This is a genomic window from Azospirillum rugosum (assembly GCF_017876155.1).
Classification (GTDB): Bacteria; Pseudomonadota; Alphaproteobacteria; order Azospirillales; family Azospirillaceae; genus Azospirillum; species Azospirillum rugosum.
Window position 1 is genome coordinate 52,162 of record NZ_JAGINP010000022.1, and the last position, 16,516, is coordinate 68,677.

The window sequence follows — 16,516 nt, forward strand, 5'->3', positions numbered from 1 at the left end:
GGGGAAGGAGCGAAGCGCATGGCCGGCGTCAGCGCCCTCCACACGCTGATCTTCACGCAGCAGTTCGCGGCGATGATCCGCAGCAACCTGCCGCTGGTGGACGTCATGGCCAACCTGGCGGAGGAGACCCCGCAGCGCCGTCTGCGCGAAGCCATCGAGGACGTGAGCGAGGATGTCGTCCGCGGCGTCGACCTGGGCACCGCCCTGGCCGCCCATCCGCACATCTTCGACGACGTCTACGTCACCGTCGTGCGCGCCGGCCTGGAGTCCGGCCGGCTGGGCGGAGCGCTGCTGCAGATCGCCCAATACCAGAAGGTGATGCACGAGACAGGGCGCAAGCTGAAGGCGGCGCTGACCTACCCGCTGTTCGTCGTCTTCGCCTTCTTCGGCATCTTCAACGCCATGGCCTTCTTCATCCTTCCGCGGTTCGAGCAGATCTACAGGAATTTCCACCGCACCCTGCCCGTTCCGACGCAGTGGCTGCTGAACATCAAGGGATACTGGACCGAATACTGGTACCTGATCGTCGGCGGCGCGGTGGCCCTGCTGGTCAGCTTCGCCACATGGGTGTCCACCGCGGACGGCCGGGCGGTCTGGGACGAGATGAAGCTGAAGCTTCCCATCATCGGGCCGCTGTGGCGCATGAGCGCGCTGGCGCGCTTCCTGCGCACCCTGGCGGTGCAGGTGGAGAACGACGTCCCGGTCCTGGAGGCCCTGCGGCTGGCCGCCGACAGCGCCGGCAACGTCTATGTGTGCGAACTCCTGTACGAGATCGCCGACGACGTGGAGCGCGGGTTCGGGCTGGCGGATTCCTTCCGGTCGCACCGGATCTTCCACGGCATCGTCCTGCAGATGATCGCGTCGGGCGAGGAGGCGGGCATCCTGGACGAGCTGCTGACGTCCAGCGCGGATTACTTCGACAGCCTCGTGCAGGACAGGCTGGACCGCATCACCAGCCTGATCAACCCGATCCTGACCGTGGTCATCGGGCTGGCGGTGGCCGCCATGATGATCGCCAGCTTCCTGCCGGTGTTCGAACTGGGATCGATGGCCTTGCAATGACGAAACCGGCGTTCCAGCCCCCGTCCGCGCGAACCCGCCGCATGGCGGGCTTCACGCTCGTCGAGCTGATGGTGGTGGTGGCCATCATCGGCATCCTGGCCACGGTTGGCGGCAAAGTCTTCGGCAACCACCTGCTGAGCGCGAACGTCAGCCGCGCGGTCCCGCACCTGATGAACATCGCGGCCAAGAACCGCATCCACTTCAACCGCACGGGCTATTACCTCGCCACCGTGAACGAGGAGGAGATCCAGAAGAAGCTGGGCGTCGACCTGTCGGATGCCGGCGATTTCTGCTTCATGATCTTCTGCGGCGCGTCGGCGACCAACCTCTGCGGCAACTACGGCGCGTCGCCCTACACCGCGTCGATGCCGACCGCCGCCTCCGTCGGCACGGCGATCGCCACCACGGCCGGATCGCCGGCGACCGCCTTCCAGGTCGTCGCCGTGCTGCGCGAGCGTTCGGCCACCCTGCAGACCTCCGGCCCCGTCTCCGGCGCCGGCGAGTCCTGCAACCCGTCGCTGACCAACCCGCCGCTGAAGCAGGAGCCCACGGGATGGGTGCGCGCCGCCGGCACCGGCCGGGGCAGCGGCGGGCGAAGCGTGGTGCTGAGCTACCCGCCGCCGATCGACGGCCGCAACTCCGCCGCGACCGTCATCGGCACGCACAGTGTGACTCCGGAGTGGCGGCAGGGCGTGACCCTGTCCGACGCCCTGACCGACTGACCCCGGCCATGCCCCACCGTCCGCAGCCCCGCCCGCAGCACCCCGGCCAGTCCGGCCAGTCCGGCCAGTCCGGCATAACCATCGTGGAGGTGATGGTCGGGTTTGTGCTGGTGGGCATCCTGATGGCGGGGATGAACGCGGTGTGGGTGGCGGTGGCGCGGCGCGTCGACGACGCCGTCCTGCGCCAGCAGGCGGTGATCCGCCTGAATTCGGAAATGGAACGCCTGTCCATCGCCTACATCACGGGCGGCGACGCCGGCGTGAAAAGCCGGACGGTGTCGGATTACGCGACCGCGGCGCCGATGGCGCCGGGCTATGAGGCGGGGTCCTACATCGGCACCTCGCCCGACGGCGTCAGCCGCCGGATTTATCGGACGGGTCAGCCGGGGATCGAGTTCGCCGACAGGAATCAGACGGGCGGCGTCGACTTCGACGAACCCATCGCCGACGACAAGGAGAATGCGCAGAAGGTCTATGGCCGCATCTTCTACTTCGACAACGACACCGCCTCCACGACGAGCGACGACCGGAACCTCGTCTGGATCGACAAGGGCCGCCGTGTCGTGGGGCAACTCAGCTGGGAATTGCTGCCGGTCAACGACAGCGCCGGAACGCGGCCCTGCTACCCCGCGGGAACCGCCACGCCGTGCAACCTGCTGACGGTCTTTCTCGACTACCCGTTCCGCTTTTCGGCGGACAACCCGCGCGGGGCGATGGGGCCGGTGGAGACCATCACCCTGCAAACCATCGTGGGGCAGCGCCCATGACGGACCAGCGGGAGGACCAGCGGGGCTTCACCCTGATCGAACTGATGGTCGCCGGGACGCTGGGCCTGATCCTGATGATCGTCGTCGGCGGCATCCTGACCGACACGCTGCGCTACGCCGACGCGATCTCCAGCAGGATCGCGCTGAACCGGCACGCCCGCGAGATCTTCGACGTCCTGGCGCTTGGGGCATCCAACGCGAACGCCAACCTGAACTCCGGCACGGGATCCGACCCAAGCCCCGGTTTCCGGTATGTGTTCGGCCTGCGCAGCCGGAACGGCTCGTCCGACGTGACCGCGGGACCCTTCGCGTTGCCGCGGAGAATGCCCCACTTCATGCAGCGCGACGCGAACGACCTCTTCTCCCGCCGCTACCGGCTGGTTCTCGGCAACGGGAGCACGCCCCCCTTCGGGAACGACGCCGACGGCGACCCGACCGACCCGGCTGTCGCGACCACTGAGCGCATTCCGGCCATGAGCGTCGCCTGCACCGACACGAACACGCCCCTTCAGGGCTGCGCGGCCGGGCTGACCTTCACCGGCGTGCTCGGCTTCCTGCGGGCCGACCCGATCATGTCCCCGGCAACCACCGCCAACGGCGTCACGGCGGTGGCGATCCAGCTGATGGATCCGCGCCCGCTCGGGTCGTCGCGGTCCTATCTGGCGGGCCAGACCATCACCTACTGGATGGCTTTCGCCGCGCTTCAGCGGAGGGAGCCCTATTGACCCCGCAACCCGCCTCCGTCCGGAATCAGCGCGGATCCGTCCTGGTCACGGTCATGGTGTTCATGACGCTGCTTCTGCTGTTCGCCGGCACCTTCGTGCGCCACGTGCTGGTGTCGGAAGAGGAGGAGGTGGACCGGCTTCTGGCCGACACGCGAGTCTATTGGGCGATGATGGGCCACATGAACTACATGCTGAGCCGGGCCGGGTTCAACGGCGTGTGCGGAGGCGGGGCGAAGAGCAGGGCCGAAACGTCCTCCAACACCAATCACTCGAGCCCTTGTGGCGCGGCGCCCGACTACGGAGACAATCCGCCGACTCCCGACCCGGTCACCCTGGTGGCCACGAGCCGCAGCGTCGGCACCATCATCGGTTCCCTGCAGGACTATCTCGACAGCCAGGACGGTGCCCATGCGGAGATCCAGACGAACGGCTCCCTGGCCGATCCCGGTTTCCTGCGCTGGTACTACCCGCAGAACCTGACGACCTCCTCCCAATCCCTGATGGCGGTCAACGCGAACACCGACGCACGCTATTGGTTCGACGTCCGCGCCGTGGTCAGCGACCGGCCGAGGCCAGGCGGCGCCACCGCATCCGAACCCGACGGGCAAATCCGGCTGGATATGGAGGTCGGCAAGCTCAACACCACCGGCCATGTCGGCGGAGCGGGAGCCTTGCGCGACCTGCGCGACCGCATCGGCCGCCTGACCATCGGCCTCTGCGTCGTGGACAGCTACCAGTCCGGCACGGACTCATCCAACAAGCCCGTGCTGTTCGCCACCACCGGCACCAGCAGTTGCATCCGTGGAGTCACGACCGTCACCGACGGCGCCGCCGCCATCCAGTTCATCCAGCGCAACTTCCCGTTCTGATCCCCCCTCCGCCCCCTTCCAGCCCGGAGCCCTCATGTTCGGCCTCAAGCTCTCGAAGAAGCCAAATCCCGCCGGGGCCATGGCGACCGGCGCGGCGACCGGCGCGGCGACGATGTTCCTGCATTGCACCGACACGTCCTGGCGGCTGCGGGTGGAGGATCCCGAGAACGGCGCCGCCGCGCTGGAACGGGAGGCCGCGTCCGTGTCGCCCGGCCAGCCGAGCGAGCCGCGGATGGACGCGGTGTTCCGGTCGGCGGGGACGGCCATACGCGACGGGGCGTTCGCGTCGGTCGGTCGGCTCGCCGTTCTGACCGACGACCCGCAGGTGTTCCTCACCGACACCCGGAACGAGACGTTCAGCGTCGCCGCCACCCAGTCCTCGGGCCTGCTGCACGCCTATGGCGCGATGCAGCTCAACGCCAAGGCGGTGACCTTCGGCTTCGGTCCCTTCGGCCTGACGGCGCAGGGGCAGAAGGAAAAGGGCGTGGCCGCCTTCGCGGACGCCCGCCGGGTGGGCGCCTGCCTGGGGCGGCTGGACCGCGCGGGGGCGCTCGTCACCCGGCTGGTGCCCGTCGCCGACGTTCTGGTGCGCCGCGCGGCGGAACTGGGCGACCTGCCCTACGGCGGCATCTACGTCGGCGGCCATTGCACGCATGTGGTGCTCGCCAACCCGCGCTACGGCACCGTCACGGCCCGCGTGCTGCCCTTCGGCGTCATGAGCGTCGTCGAGGCGCTGGCCAACCACGGCAACATGTCCCCGGAGGACGCGGAACGGTCGCTGAGGGCGCGCGACATGCTGGCCGACATGCTGGCCGACGTGCCGGCGACATCCCCGCTGCCGGACGAGGGCACGGCGGCGCTCACGCGCACGATCCTGGACCGGGCGGTCGGCGACGAACTGCGCGGCTATCTGGAGAAGCTGGAGGCGACGCTGGACTTCTTCGAAGGCCAGCGGGCGTCCGGCCGCCCGGACCGGCTGGAGCTGTTCGGCGCGCACGACCGCGTCGCCGGATTCGCCGGTTTCCTGGCCCGGCGCCTGCCCGTCGCGCCCGCGGCGGTGGGGATTTTCGACCTGTTCTGCGCGTCGGCGGGGCAGCCCGGCGTCAACCTGCTGGAGGACACCGGCCCCGGCCTGGAGATCGGCCGGGTCAAATACAGACTGTACGAACAGCGGCTGGTGCCGACGGCCGACCTGCGCGCCGCGAAGGGGCCGGAGGCGCCCGCCGCGCGGCCGTCCATCGGCCAGTCCAAACGGCGCATGCGCGGGCGCGGGCGGGCGGATCGGGCGGGTTCGGCGGCGCGGAACGGCGGCATGACGCTGGAATCTCTGATGAACCGGCTGATGAACCGCCCCGCCGCCGATCCGGCGTCAGACGCCGCGGGGGAGGAAGCCGCCGACGCGGCGAACAGGGACCGCCCCTATTTCGCGCTGTTCGGCCTGCTCGCCGTCCTGGTGCTGATGCTGGCCGTGCAGAAGAACGACGAGATGGAGACGCAGCGCGCCATGGCCGCGACCCAGGCGGCCCGGGCGTTCGACGACTCGACCCGCCTGCGCCAGCATCTGGCCAGGCCGCTGCGCTCCGCCGACCAAGCCAGCGCCGACAAGGTGCTGTGGACGGAAAAGTTCCTGATCATCGGCCGCAACATCGACCAGCGCATGTGGCTGACCGACGTGTATCTGGCCACCGAGGCAGGGGTCGCCGGATCCAGCGACGTGGTCCGCAAGAAGCTGGTGATCGAAGGGGCGGTGCTGCCGTCCACCGAGGGGCACGTGCTGGAAGTCTCGCGCTTCATCGCGAACCTGGAGAACTCGGCCAATCACGACTTCATGAACGACTTCCGCGAAATCCGCTTCCAGGGCATCACGCTGGACCAGGCGGAAACCGACCCGGTCATCCGGTTCGGCATCGAGGCCGTCTACGACGAGAACAAGCGCGTGCAGGCGCGCCAGCAGGGCGCCGCCGCGTCGGCCGGCTCGCTGGGCGACATGCAGGACAGGGTTCGCGGCCGCAACGACGAGGTCGAGCGCTACGCGCCGCGCTGATCCGGACCGGACAATCGGGGAAAACGCCATGGACGCCTTCATCAGAACGCACCGGTCCTTCCTGCTGTCGCTGCTGTGCGCGGTCACGGGGATCCTGCTGCTCGGCTACGCCACCGTCTACCGGCCGAAGGAGGTGGCGATGGCCGACGCCGCCCGGCTGGCCGCGATCCTGGCGGAGGAGAACAGGACGCTCGCCGCCGAGCTTGAGCAGCGCCGGAAGAACGCCGCGCAGACCGAAGCCGGCATCCAGTCCCTTCCCCGCTTCCTGGACCACATCAACGGCATCGCCCAGAACACCAAGGTCATCGTCCGCGAACTGATGCCGAGCCGCGACGGCAACCTGAAATTCGTGCTGAAGATCACCGCCGACTATCTGACCTTCCTGCGCTTCGCCGCGAACCTGGAGGCGCTGAACGTCTCCATCAACGACCTTCAGGTGCGGCCCTTCGACTATTCGCAGAACCCGCCGACGCACGCCATCGAGTTCTCCATCACGCCGCGGGCCGACGCCGCCCCGCTGACCGACCAGCGCCTTCAGGCCCTGCGCGACCAGGTGGCCGAGCAGAACAAGCGCAATCCCTTCCAGCGCTTCGCCTTCAACCGCGCCACACGGCAGGTCACGCACGAAATCGACCTGACCTGGATGCACCGCCTGTCGGGCATCGGCCGCGTCGGCGACCAGGACGTCGCCACCATCAACACCCGCGACTACCGCGTGGGCGCGGAACTGGAGCCCGGCCTGAAGGTCACCAGGATCGATTCCGACTCCGTGTACCTGCAACGCCAGACAAACGACGGCGTGACCAGCTACGTCATCCGCTTCCGCCGCTCCAAGCTCGACAGCAAGGCGCCGTGACATGGCCCTTCGGACGATGGCAGCAGGACAGCTTTTTGCGCGTGGAAGGCGCCGTCATCCCGGTGCCCCGGCGGGATTGATGGCGGGAATGGCGGCGGGCGCGAAGGCGCCGCGCAGGGCCGGCGACGGGTCGGCCAGCGCCGGGTCGAAAGGGTGGCGCTCGGCGCCGTAGAGACGCCCGACGCGGCGCACATACTCGCGCGTCTCCGCGTAGGGCGGGATTCCGCCATGGCGGTCGACCGTCCCCTCGCCCGCGTTGTAGGCGGCCAGCGCAAGCCGCACGTCGCCCCGGAAGTAGGACAGCAGCCAGCGGAGATACCGCATGCCCCCGATCATGTTCTCCACGGGGTCGAACGGGTCGCGCACGGCGAAGCGGCGGGTGGTGTCGGGCATCAGCTGCATCAGCCCCTGCGCCCGCTTCGGCGACACCGCGCCCGGTTCGAAATTCGATTCCACCGCGATCACGGCCAGGACGAGGCCGCTGTCCAGCCCGAAGCGGGAGGCCAGAATCCCGGCCGCCTGCCCGATCGGGCTGCCGGCCGCCATGTCGCGGAAGGCGGCGGCGTCCATCCGGGGCCGGTCGGCCGGCGCGGGCCGCCGGACGGTCCCCGGACGGCAATCGGGGCGTCGGCGCACGTCCAGCGGCGGCAGCTTCCGCATGACGCGGCCCGCCTCGGCATGGCCCGCGTCCGCCGCCACGGCGAGCCAGGCGATCGCCCGCGCCGGATCGCGATCCGTGCCCATGCCCGCCCAATAAAAGCGCCCGAGCCGGTAGGACGCCTCGACATGCCCCGCCTGGGCGGCGCGGCAGAACAGCGCGAAGGCGCGTCCCAGATCCATGCCCACGCCGTCGCCGCGGTCGTAGCGGTTCGCGAGGTCGTACTGCGCCGCGGAGTCGCCGTCCCGCGCACGCTTCTGCAGCGCGGCGACGGCGGCGTCCTCCATCGCGGGCCGCGCCGCCGCATCCCGCGCTTCCGCGGGGCCGTCCGCCAGGACCAGAAGGACGGCCAGCCCAACACACTCGGCATACAGACGTGACTTCAATGTTTTCCGTGATCCCAGGCCTTGCCCAATGACCATCAAAATATCCGTCACGGATCGAACCCGAAACACCTGTGATAGCCGCAATCACGTCTGTGAATATTTATGTGTGCAGTTTGCGCCTTGAAAATATCTGCGGCCGGGACTGCGGTTGCGGTCCGCAGTGGATCACACCCCGCCCTTGTCGCCTTGCGCGCCGCGTTCGACGGTCTCAAGGAAGAAGCGCAGCATCTCCCGCGTGGCGTCCGGGCCGCGCGGATCGGTGTAGGAGCCGGCCGGGCTGCCGCCCGCCCAGGCGTGCCCGGCGCCATGGATCGTCCACTGTTCGCACAGCACCCGTCCGGAGGGGTCGGCGTGGAGCGTGCGGCTCCAGCCTTGCCCGCCGGGCGCCTGGCCGCGCTCCTCCCGGCGCGTCAGGCCGGCGGCCGCGGCCATGGACTGCCGCGCGACGGCCTCGCCGTTGGCCGGGTGAACCGTGCTGTCGCGGTCGCCGTGGAAGACGATGGTCGGGACCGGAGCGCCGCCCCGCGGCGTGCCCGCCGCCGCTCCCTGGCGCATGGCGGCCAGCGCCGAGGGCAGGTTGTGCGCCGCCCCGACCGGCAGGCCCGAATGCACCCCCACGGCGGCGTAGAGGTCGGGATAGGAGGCGCCCAGGATGGCCGCCGCCGCACCGCCGGCGGAGAGCCCGGCGATGAAGACGCGGCGTTCGTCCACGGGATGGTCCTTCATGATCCGCCGGGTCATCCCCGCGATCAGCGACGGTTCCCCCTGGTCGCGCCGCTGGTGGTCGTGGCTGAACCAGTTCCAGCATTTCTGGGCGTTGGCGGAGGAATCCTGCGCCGGGTAGGCGACGAGGAAGCCATGCTCCTCGGCAAGCGCGTTCATCCGGGTGCCGGCCGCGAAGTCGTCCGGCGACTGGGTGCAGCCGTGCAGCATCACCACCAGGGGAAGGGGCTGCCCGTCGCGCCGGTTCGCCGGAACGTAGAGCTTGTAGGAGCGCGTCCCGGCCGCGTTGCTGAAGGACGCCGTCGTGAAGCTGGCGCCGTCCGGCAAGGGCTCGGACGGTGGACGCGCGGCCTTTCCCAAACCGAGGTCGAGGCCGTGCGGCATCGCCCGGGCGGCAAGGCCGCGCAGCGTGTCGCCCAGCCCGGACCGGGGCTCCGTGCGGGCGCGTCCGGCGGAGTGCGGCGGCGCGTCCGCCGTCTTCACCGAGACGGGCTCGACATCGATGATGGTCGCGGAACCGGCGTCCGCCGGCTTGGCGGAGGACCCACCGTGATCGCCGCCCAGCAGGCGCTGGATCAGGGCGGTCGCCTCGGCCAGCTTGCCGGCTTGCGTGAGGCTCTTGGCCTTGGCCATGCCGGAGAAGAAGGGGTTGCTCATTGCAGAAGCTTTCTGTCAATCCGGATGCGAGCCCGCGGGGAGCCCGTCCGGCGTCATTCAATAAGGCGTGAGTGGGGTGCCGTCAGCGCATGCGGTGTCAACGCATCCGGTCTGCCAGCGCGGCCTTGACGGCGGCGCTGGCGTGCAGCGCACCTAGCACGGTGATGGAGACGATGGTCGCGCGGGCAAGGTCCGGCGTGACGTCCTGGGCGATGCTGGCCAGCCCGAGGACACGGATGTCGAGCCTTTCGCCGGCCGCCTGCACCGCTTCGAGATCCGCGCGGCTGTAGTGGCGCAAACCCAGGTCGACGCTCTTGCGCGTCACGGCTTGCCGCACCGCGTCGCCGTGGCGGTCGATCTGGTTGCGGATCGCGGTGCGGATGAAGTCGGTCCGGTTGGAGTAGAACCCTTCCTGCACCAGCAGGTCGATGTGGCCGAGGTCGACGTAGCCGAGATTGATCGTGATCTTCTCGCTGTCCGCAACCTTCACCCTTTGGTCCTGCATGTCCCCGGCCATCCCATTTCCATCCGTTTACCATCCATCTGGATGGTATATGGGCGGACAGGGCCGTCGATCAAGGGTCCTGCGGCGGGATTCAGGGCAATCGCATCTCATGCCCTCTCCCGCCCCGGGAGAGGGATCGAGGCGTGCGGGCGACGTTCGGATGGCCCGCTCAGGCTCCGGTCGTCAGCACCATCCGGAAGCGGGCCTTGCCGCTCATCATGCGGGCGTAGGCCTCGGCGGCGCGGTCGAGCGGCGCGGTCTCGATCATCGTGCGGACGCCGGTCAGCGCGCTGAAGGCCATGGTGTCCTGCGAGTCCATCGCCGTCCCGGACGGCCAGCCCTGGATGGAGCGCCGCGCGGAGATGAGCTGCAAGGGCGTGACCTCGATCGGGTCGGCGGTGACGCCGACGATCAGCAGCTTGCCGTCCACGCCCAGCCCGTCGACCACGGCGGTCATCGCCTTGGAGCTGGTGGCGGTCGCCAGGATCACGCGGGCGCCGCCCAGCTTGGTCAGCTCCTCCGCAACGTTCTGCGCCTGGCTGTCGATGTAGCGGTGGGCGCCGAGCTGCCGGGCGAGCGGCTCCTTGTCCGTGCCGCGCGCGATGGCGACCGTGTGGAACCCCATCTTCACGGCGAACTGCACGCCCAGATGCCCCAGCCCGCCGATGCCCAGGACGCCGACGAGGTCACCAGGGCGGGCGCCGCTGTGCCGCAGCGCGTTGAAGGTGGTGATGCCGGCGCAGAGCAGGGGTGCCGCCTCCTCCGACGACAGCTCGTCGGGCACCAGGGCCAGGGCCTCCGACGGCGCCACCATGTAGTCGGCGTAGCCGCCGTCGTAGTGGAGGCCGGGGGTCTGGGCGAAGCGGCAGTTGATGAAGTCGCCGCGCCGGCAGCGGTCGCACCGGCCGCAATGGCCGCCGTGCCAGCCGACGCCGACCCGCTGCCCCGCCGCCCAGGTCTGGACCCCCGCCCCCACCGCGTCAATGATCCCGACGATCTCGTGCCCGGGCACCCGCGGGTACTGGATGTTGGGGAAGGCCCCTTCCACGGTGAAGGCGTCGCTGTGGCAGATGCCGCAGGCCTGGACCTTGATGCGGACTTGGCCGGAAGCGGCTTCGGGAATGTCGCGCTCGATCAGTTCGAGCGGTCCGTTGGGTTGGGCAACCTGCACCGCGCGCATCTTCGCCATGTCCGATCCCCCTTGCGTGTCCGGATGTCGTCTCCCTTATGGTGGCCCCCCTTGGGGCGGCGTGGCGCGACGCCCGTAGAGGCCCCGAACCAACAACCGTTTTCCCCCGCCGATGTTGCGCGGTCGTTTATCCCAAGCCGCCGTCAGACCCAGCCGAAGGCCCACGCCGCGCCGCCCGCGGCGACCGCCACCGCGACGAGGAACAACCCGACCGCGGAACGGCGCTGCTTCGCCTCGCGCTGCTCGACGTCGCGCCGTTTGCGGAGGAGATACTGCTGCTCGGGGCTGAGGAATTTCCCGGCGTCGGCGTCGAGCTTTGCGGAATAGCGCGGTTTGCGCCGTTTCAGCACGGACGACGACGACTTGGCTGAGAACGGGGACGCGAACGGAGTCCCCGCCCGGCCGGGCGATGGCCCGGATGCGCCCACCATCTCCGGAACCGAACCGGGCCCCAGACCCTTCTTGGCTTTCCGCGGCGCCTTGCGCCTTCTGCTCGCCATGGCATGACCTCACTTTCGATGGCGCGCAGTGTCGCCCACCGCCGGGTGCGTCATCCAGGGACAAAATGACTCCCGCTGTGTCTCACCGCCCGCCCGTCACCGTCCCGCGCCGGCGTCGGCGGTGCTGCGGAAGCGCTTCCGGTAGTCGAGCGGCGTGATCCCCAGGTTGCGCAGGAAGGCGCGCCGCATGGTGCTGAGGTCGCCGAATCCGCAGCTGTGGGAAATGCGCTGGAGCGGTGCCGGCGTGTCCACCAGCATCCGGCGGGCGGCGTCCAGGCGGGCGGCGGCGACGAACTCCGCGGGCGTCCGGTTGGTGTCGCGGCGGAAGATGCGGGCGAAATTGCGCGGGCTCATCCCGGCCTGGAGCGCCAGCGATTCGACCGACAGGTCGGACGACAGGTTCTCCAGCACATACTGCTGCGACCGCTGGATGGTCGTGCGGCTGGCGGTCTGGGCGGCCAGATGGGCGCTGAACTGCGACTGGCCGCCGGGCCGCTTCAGGAACATCACCATGTAGCGCGCGACCAGGAGTGCCAGATCCCGCCCGTGGTCCTCCTCCAGCAGGGACAGGGCGAGGTCGATGCCGGAGGTGACGCCGGCCGCCGTGCACAGCGCCCCGTCGCGGATGAAGATCTGGTCGTCGTCGACGGTCAGGTTGGGGTATTCGGCGCGCAGCTTGTCCGCGCATTCCCAATGGGTCGTCACCCGCCGCCCGTCCAGCAGCCCGGTGGCGGCCAGCAGGAAGACGCCGGTGCAGATGGAGCCGTAGCGGCGCACGGTCGGCACGCGGCGGCGCAGCCAGGCGATCACCGCCGGGTCGATGGCGTCGAAGGACGGGTCGCCGCCGATCAGCAGCGTGTCGATCGGCTGGTCGGGGTCGTGGATGGTCCGGTCGGCCAGGAAGCGGAGGCTGCCGGTGCCGACGACGGGCCCCTCCGCCGTGCCCATCACCTGGACCTCGTAGGCGGCCGGGTCGCCGAGGCGGCGCGCCGCCTCCCAGAACACCTCCGCCGGCCCGACCACATCGAGCGACTGCACCCCCGGCGGAGCAAGGATCACGATCCGCATCGTTCCGGCCCAATCATGACAGAGGGTGGCCGAGCGAACGGCCACCCCGTTTCCATCGTGCGTTCTCCGGTCCGATTACACAGCAACCGGGCCAGCAAGGGTCGTGTAGCGCAGGATCGGGTTGTCTGTCTTCAGGCGGCCGAGCGCGCGCAGCAGGCCGCAGCTCAGCGCCGGCTCGCACAGCACCACCGGCAGGTAGGAGGCCGCGAAGACGGCCCAGTCGGCGAGCGGGGTAGCCTCTTCGCCGAGCATCAGCCAGAAGCCGACCATCGCGACCACGCCGCTGTAGTACACGGCGTCGAAGCGCAGCACCGACGACCAGCGCAGCTGGTCCAGCTTGCCGGCCTCCAGCAGGCCGCGCCCCACGGTCAGGTGTGCGCCGACCAGCGGGACGATCAGCGACAGCGCGTTCACGCTGAGATGCACGAGGTCCTGCGGTTCGAACAGCAGGCCCTGGAACAGCAGCCCGATGGCGAAGCCGAACATTGTCGGGCGGAAGCCGAAGATGAAGTAGACCGCCGACGCGCCGATGAAGTGCAGCTCCGACGGGCCGACCGGCTGATGCCAGACCTCCATCAGGACCGAGAAGAAGGCCGCGGCCAGCAGCGACTTCACCCATTCCGTCGGCCGCCGCAGGAAGGACGGCGCGTGGGACGACAGGACGCCGAACACGGCGGCGTTGGCGCCCATGATCTTCGCGGCGGACAGCATGCCCGGTTCGATGTGCATCAAAGTCTCCTAGGCTGGGAAAGGCGTGCGGATAGAAAAGCCGGTCAGGCAGCTGCGCCGGTGCGGGCGGCCAGCTCCTCCGGCGTGGTCAGCCCGTGCTGGAGCATCGTCGCCTCCAGCGCGGCCAGCCATTGCTCGTAGTAGTTCCAGTCCGGGGTGTGGGGGGTCTGAGCACGCTCCCAATCGCCGATGGCGGCGATCAGGTTGCGGCGGAAATCCTCCCACTCGAAATGGCCGTCGCGGGCAAGCGCCAGGGCGACCCCGAAGGCCGAGCGCTCCCACTCCGACGCGAAGCAGAGCGTGCCGTTGGCCCGCGGCGGCGTGTCCCCGGCCCCCATCATGCTGGTGACCGCATACTGTTCGAACTGGGTCAGCATCGCGTGTCCTCCCGTCAGGCGGCGTTGGCGACGGCCACGCCCATCATCGATTCCGGCGTGACCAGGGCGGCCAGCTCGGCCTCGCTCATGCCCTCGGTGCCGGCGGGGCGTTCGGGGATGACGAACCAGCGGATCTGCGCGCTGCTGTCCCAGACCTTCACCTCGGTGGCGGTCGGCACGTCCAGGCCGAACTCCTTCAGCACGGCACGCGGTTCGCGAGCGGCGCGGCTGCGGAAGGTCGGGTCCTTGTACCAGTAGGGCGGCAGGCCCAGCACCGGCCAGGGATAGCAGCTGCACAGCGTGCAGATGATCAGGTTGTGCACGCCCTCCCCGTTGGCGACGGCGCGCATGTGCTCCCCCTCCGCCCCGGCCATGCCCTCGGGGAGGTCCGTCAGCTCGGCGATGGCGGCCGGCGTGTCCGCGACCAGGCGCTGCTTGAAGGCTGGATCGACCCAGGCGCGGGCGACGATCTTCGCGCCGTTGAAGGGGCCCATCCTGGTTTCGAAGACCTTCAGCACCGTGTCCACGGTTGTGGCGTTGATGATGCCCTTCTCGATCAGCAGGGCTTCGAGCGCCTTGGCGCGGGCGGCGCTGCGGGCTTCGCGGTCGTTGGGGTATTGGAAGCGGTCGGACATCGTCGTCTCCGGGATCAGGCGGCGGTGGCCACGTAGGTGGCGTAGAGGTCGGCGTAGAGCGTGACGTTCGGTTCGGTGTTGCCGGGCCACAGCTCCTCCACCGCGAAGCGGACGCAGTAGACGGGCATGGGCGCGCCGATGCCGTCGGTGCCGGTGTCGGTCAGGTAGCCGTAGGCGCCGGGATAGACCGTCTCCACCACGCCGCTGCGGTTGCGCAGGAAGCCCGGCAGGCGGGTGTGCACGATCGAGGGCACGTTGCGGATGTGCACGGCGTCGCCCTCCTTGAAGGCCGGCGCGATGTCCAGGTCGCTCTTGGGCGAGTCGCCCTCCATCAGGTACCGCTCGACGCGCTGGTCGATGGTCGTGCCGGCGGCGGGAGCGGCGGAGTCCTGCGGCAGCGGCTTGTCCGGGTCGGCGTAATATTCGGCGGTGCGCGCCTCCAGCTCCTCCTCCGTGATGTAGCCGTTGGCGACGAAATAGCCGCAGATGCCGCCCAGCCACTTCTCGTAATAGCGGTACTTGAAGTAATCGAAGGGGTTCATGGCCTCCGCCCCCTTGCGCAGGTCGGCCCAGGTCCAGACGGTGCGGAAGGCGCTGGGCGTGGCGGGCAGCGGCAATTGGCTGCTGAGCGCCATCATGGCCGTGTGGATGCCGAAGATGCGCTTTTCCCACTCCTCCACGAACACGCGGGTCTCCGTCGACACGGGGCCGAGACTTTCCAGGCCGCCGAGGTAATGTTGCAGCTTCATCGACCGAACTCCTGATGATTTGACCGGTGATCTTTGGAAGAAGCGTCAGGCGGCGACGGCCGGTGCTGGGGCCGGGGCGGCGACGCAGCCCTCCAGGCCGGCGCGCAGCTCCTCGGCGTCGAGGTTGCGGCCGATGAAGACGATCTGGCTGCGCCGCTCGTCGCCGGGGGTCCAGGGGCGGCCCGGCCGGCCGTCCAGCGTCATGTGGACGCCGTGGAAGACGAAGCGCCGGTTCTCCCCGGCGAGGCTCAGCACGCCCTTCATGCGCAGGAGGTCGCGCCCCTTCGCCTGGACGAGGCGGTTCAGCCAGCCGTCGACCGCCGCCCCGTCCAGGGCGCCGGGCTGCGTGAAGGCGACGCAGGCGATGTCCGCCGCGTGCTCATGCTCGTGCTCGCCGAGGATGTCCGGGTCGAGGCGCAGGATGTTCTGCAGGTCGAAGGCGCCGATGTCGAGGATGCCGGACAGGGCGATCGCGCACTGTTCCGTCCGGTGGATCGTCGCCAGCGGATTCAAGGTGCGGATGTCGCGGGCGACCGCGTCGACCATGGCCGGGGATTCCAGGTCGGTCTTGTTCAGCAGGATCACGTCGGCGAAGGCGATCTGCTCCCGCGCCTCGTCGTGGGTGAGCTGAAGCGGCAGGTGCCGCGCGTCGGCCACGGTGACGATCGCGTCCAGCCGGTAGTGCAGGCGCAGCCGCTCGTCCAGGACGAAGGACTGGATGACGGGTGCCGGGTCGGCCAGACCGCTCGTTTCGATCACCACGCGGTCGAAGGGGCGGTCGCCGCCAAGATCGCCGTCGATCAGCCGGGTCAGCGCCGCGATCAGGTCGCCGCGCACGATGCAGCACACGCACCCGTTGTTCAGCTCGATGACCGTTTCGTCGGTCGCGGTCACCAGCTGCCCGTCGATGCCGAGTTCACCGAACTCGTTCACGATGACCGCGGTGCGCGCCCCGCCGCTTTCGGCCAGGATGCGGTTCAGCAGCGTCGTCTTGCCGGCGCCGAGGAATCCGGTCAGCACCGTGACGGGGATCAATCGCATGGCGATGCTCCGTACGTTTTGAATGTCTGTATTCAGCGATGATCAGCGTGGGCGGGGCGCCTGTCCCTTGACGCCAGGATCTTTACTGTCCATTTCGACTGTGATCCGACATAGGACTGCCGTTCTTTTTAAGCCCACCCGATCTGCGCTGCGGGTATATTGCAGCGCATCCACGCTGTTCGTTCAACACACGATTGGAGGCAGACTCGGACAAACCGGCTTACATTTCCTGCCAGCGATTTATGAGCGCCGAT

General features: G+C 69.3%; 18 protein-coding genes. 7 read left to right on the forward strand and 11 right to left on the reverse strand.

What is annotated here, in order from left to right; genetic code table 11:
- The first annotated feature begins 18 nt into the window (after window positions 1-18).
- Genes J2851_RS26130 through J2851_RS26160 form a run of 7 tightly spaced genes read left to right on the forward strand, consistent with a single transcriptional unit; the run spans window position 19 to window position 7,045 of the window.
- Window positions 19-1,062, forward strand: coding sequence for a type II secretion system F family protein (locus tag J2851_RS26130; RefSeq protein WP_209769981.1), 1,044 nt, complete (start codon window positions 19-21; stop codon window positions 1,060-1,062).
- 41 nt (window positions 1,063-1,103) lie between these two features.
- Complete coding sequence (locus tag J2851_RS26135; protein ID WP_209769982.1) at window positions 1,104-1,784, forward strand: type IV pilin protein; 681 nt, start codon at window positions 1,104-1,106, stop codon at window positions 1,782-1,784.
- Between the two features lie 8 nt (window positions 1,785-1,792).
- Complete coding sequence (locus tag J2851_RS26140; RefSeq protein WP_209769983.1) at window positions 1,793-2,551, forward strand: type IV pilus modification PilV family protein; 759 nt, start codon at window positions 1,793-1,795, stop codon at window positions 2,549-2,551.
- Window positions 2,548-3,276 (forward strand): prepilin-type N-terminal cleavage/methylation domain-containing protein, encoded by a 729-nt coding sequence (locus J2851_RS26145; protein ID WP_209769984.1) that lies wholly within the window; start codon window positions 2,548-2,550, stop codon window positions 3,274-3,276. The genes J2851_RS26140 and J2851_RS26145 overlap by 4 nt, the downstream gene beginning before the upstream one ends.
- Window positions 3,273-4,145, forward strand: coding sequence for a hypothetical protein (locus J2851_RS26150; protein ID WP_209769985.1), 873 nt, complete (start codon window positions 3,273-3,275; stop codon window positions 4,143-4,145). The genes J2851_RS26145 and J2851_RS26150 overlap by 4 nt, the downstream gene beginning before the upstream one ends.
- Before the next feature lie 34 nt (window positions 4,146-4,179).
- On the forward strand, window positions 4,180-6,189 hold the full coding sequence (locus J2851_RS26155; RefSeq protein ID WP_209769986.1) for a hypothetical protein: 2,010 nt from the start codon (window positions 4,180-4,182) through the stop codon (window positions 6,187-6,189).
- A 28-nt stretch (window positions 6,190-6,217) separates the two neighbouring features.
- On the forward strand, window positions 6,218-7,045 hold the full coding sequence (locus tag J2851_RS26160; RefSeq protein WP_209769987.1) for a hypothetical protein: 828 nt from the start codon (window positions 6,218-6,220) through the stop codon (window positions 7,043-7,045).
- A 54-nt stretch (window positions 7,046-7,099) separates the two neighbouring features.
- Here the strand turns inward: J2851_RS26160 and J2851_RS26165 are convergent, their stop codons facing one another.
- The 11 genes from J2851_RS26165 to J2851_RS26215 all read right to left on the reverse strand — a co-directional run bounded on the left by J2851_RS26165 (window position 7,100) and on the right by J2851_RS26215 (window position 16,262).
- Entirely contained in the window at window positions 7,100-8,089 is a 990-nt protein-coding gene (locus J2851_RS26165; RefSeq protein WP_209769989.1) for a transglycosylase SLT domain-containing protein, read from the reverse strand.
- A 165-nt stretch (window positions 8,090-8,254) separates the two neighbouring features.
- On the reverse strand, window positions 8,255-9,469 hold the full coding sequence (locus tag J2851_RS26170; protein ID WP_209769991.1) for an extracellular catalytic domain type 1 short-chain-length polyhydroxyalkanoate depolymerase: 1,215 nt from the start codon (window positions 9,467-9,469) through the stop codon (window positions 8,255-8,257).
- Between the two features lie 97 nt (window positions 9,470-9,566).
- Complete coding sequence (locus J2851_RS26175; RefSeq protein ID WP_370881316.1) at window positions 9,567-9,974, reverse strand: CopG family transcriptional regulator; 408 nt, start codon at window positions 9,972-9,974, stop codon at window positions 9,567-9,569.
- A gap of 169 nt (window positions 9,975-10,143) precedes the next feature.
- The gene (locus tag J2851_RS26180; RefSeq protein WP_209769995.1) at window positions 10,144-11,163 is read right to left on the reverse strand and encodes an alcohol dehydrogenase; all 1,020 of its coding nucleotides are present in this window, start codon (window positions 11,161-11,163) and stop codon (window positions 10,144-10,146) included.
- A 143-nt stretch (window positions 11,164-11,306) separates the two neighbouring features.
- Complete coding sequence (locus J2851_RS26185; RefSeq protein WP_209769997.1) at window positions 11,307-11,663, reverse strand: hypothetical protein; 357 nt, start codon at window positions 11,661-11,663, stop codon at window positions 11,307-11,309.
- A gap of 96 nt (window positions 11,664-11,759) precedes the next feature.
- Window positions 11,760-12,731: a GlxA family transcriptional regulator gene (locus tag J2851_RS26190; protein ID WP_209769999.1), complete on the reverse strand. Its 972-nt coding sequence runs from the start codon at window positions 12,729-12,731 to the stop codon at window positions 11,760-11,762.
- Between the two features lie 75 nt (window positions 12,732-12,806).
- A complete protein-coding gene (locus tag J2851_RS26195; RefSeq protein ID WP_209770000.1) occupies window positions 12,807-13,460 on the reverse strand; it encodes an energy-coupling factor ABC transporter permease in 654 nt (217 codons plus the stop codon).
- Between the two features lie 44 nt (window positions 13,461-13,504).
- On the reverse strand, window positions 13,505-13,837 hold the full coding sequence (locus J2851_RS26200) for a nitrile hydratase accessory protein (RefSeq protein WP_209770001.1): 333 nt from the start codon (window positions 13,835-13,837) through the stop codon (window positions 13,505-13,507).
- A 14-nt stretch (window positions 13,838-13,851) separates the two neighbouring features.
- Complete coding sequence (nthA, locus tag J2851_RS26205; RefSeq protein WP_209770002.1) at window positions 13,852-14,472, reverse strand: nitrile hydratase subunit alpha; 621 nt, start codon at window positions 14,470-14,472, stop codon at window positions 13,852-13,854.
- A gap of 14 nt (window positions 14,473-14,486) precedes the next feature.
- Window positions 14,487-15,221, reverse strand: coding sequence for a nitrile hydratase subunit beta (gene nthB / locus J2851_RS26210; RefSeq protein ID WP_209770003.1), 735 nt, complete (start codon window positions 15,219-15,221; stop codon window positions 14,487-14,489).
- A gap of 45 nt (window positions 15,222-15,266) precedes the next feature.
- Window positions 15,267-16,262 carry a CobW family GTP-binding protein gene (locus J2851_RS26215; RefSeq protein ID WP_209770004.1) on the reverse strand — a complete coding sequence of 332 codons (996 nt, stop codon included), beginning with the start codon at window positions 16,260-16,262 and terminating at the stop codon, window positions 15,267-15,269.
- Window positions 16,263-16,516: the final 254 nt, after the last annotated feature.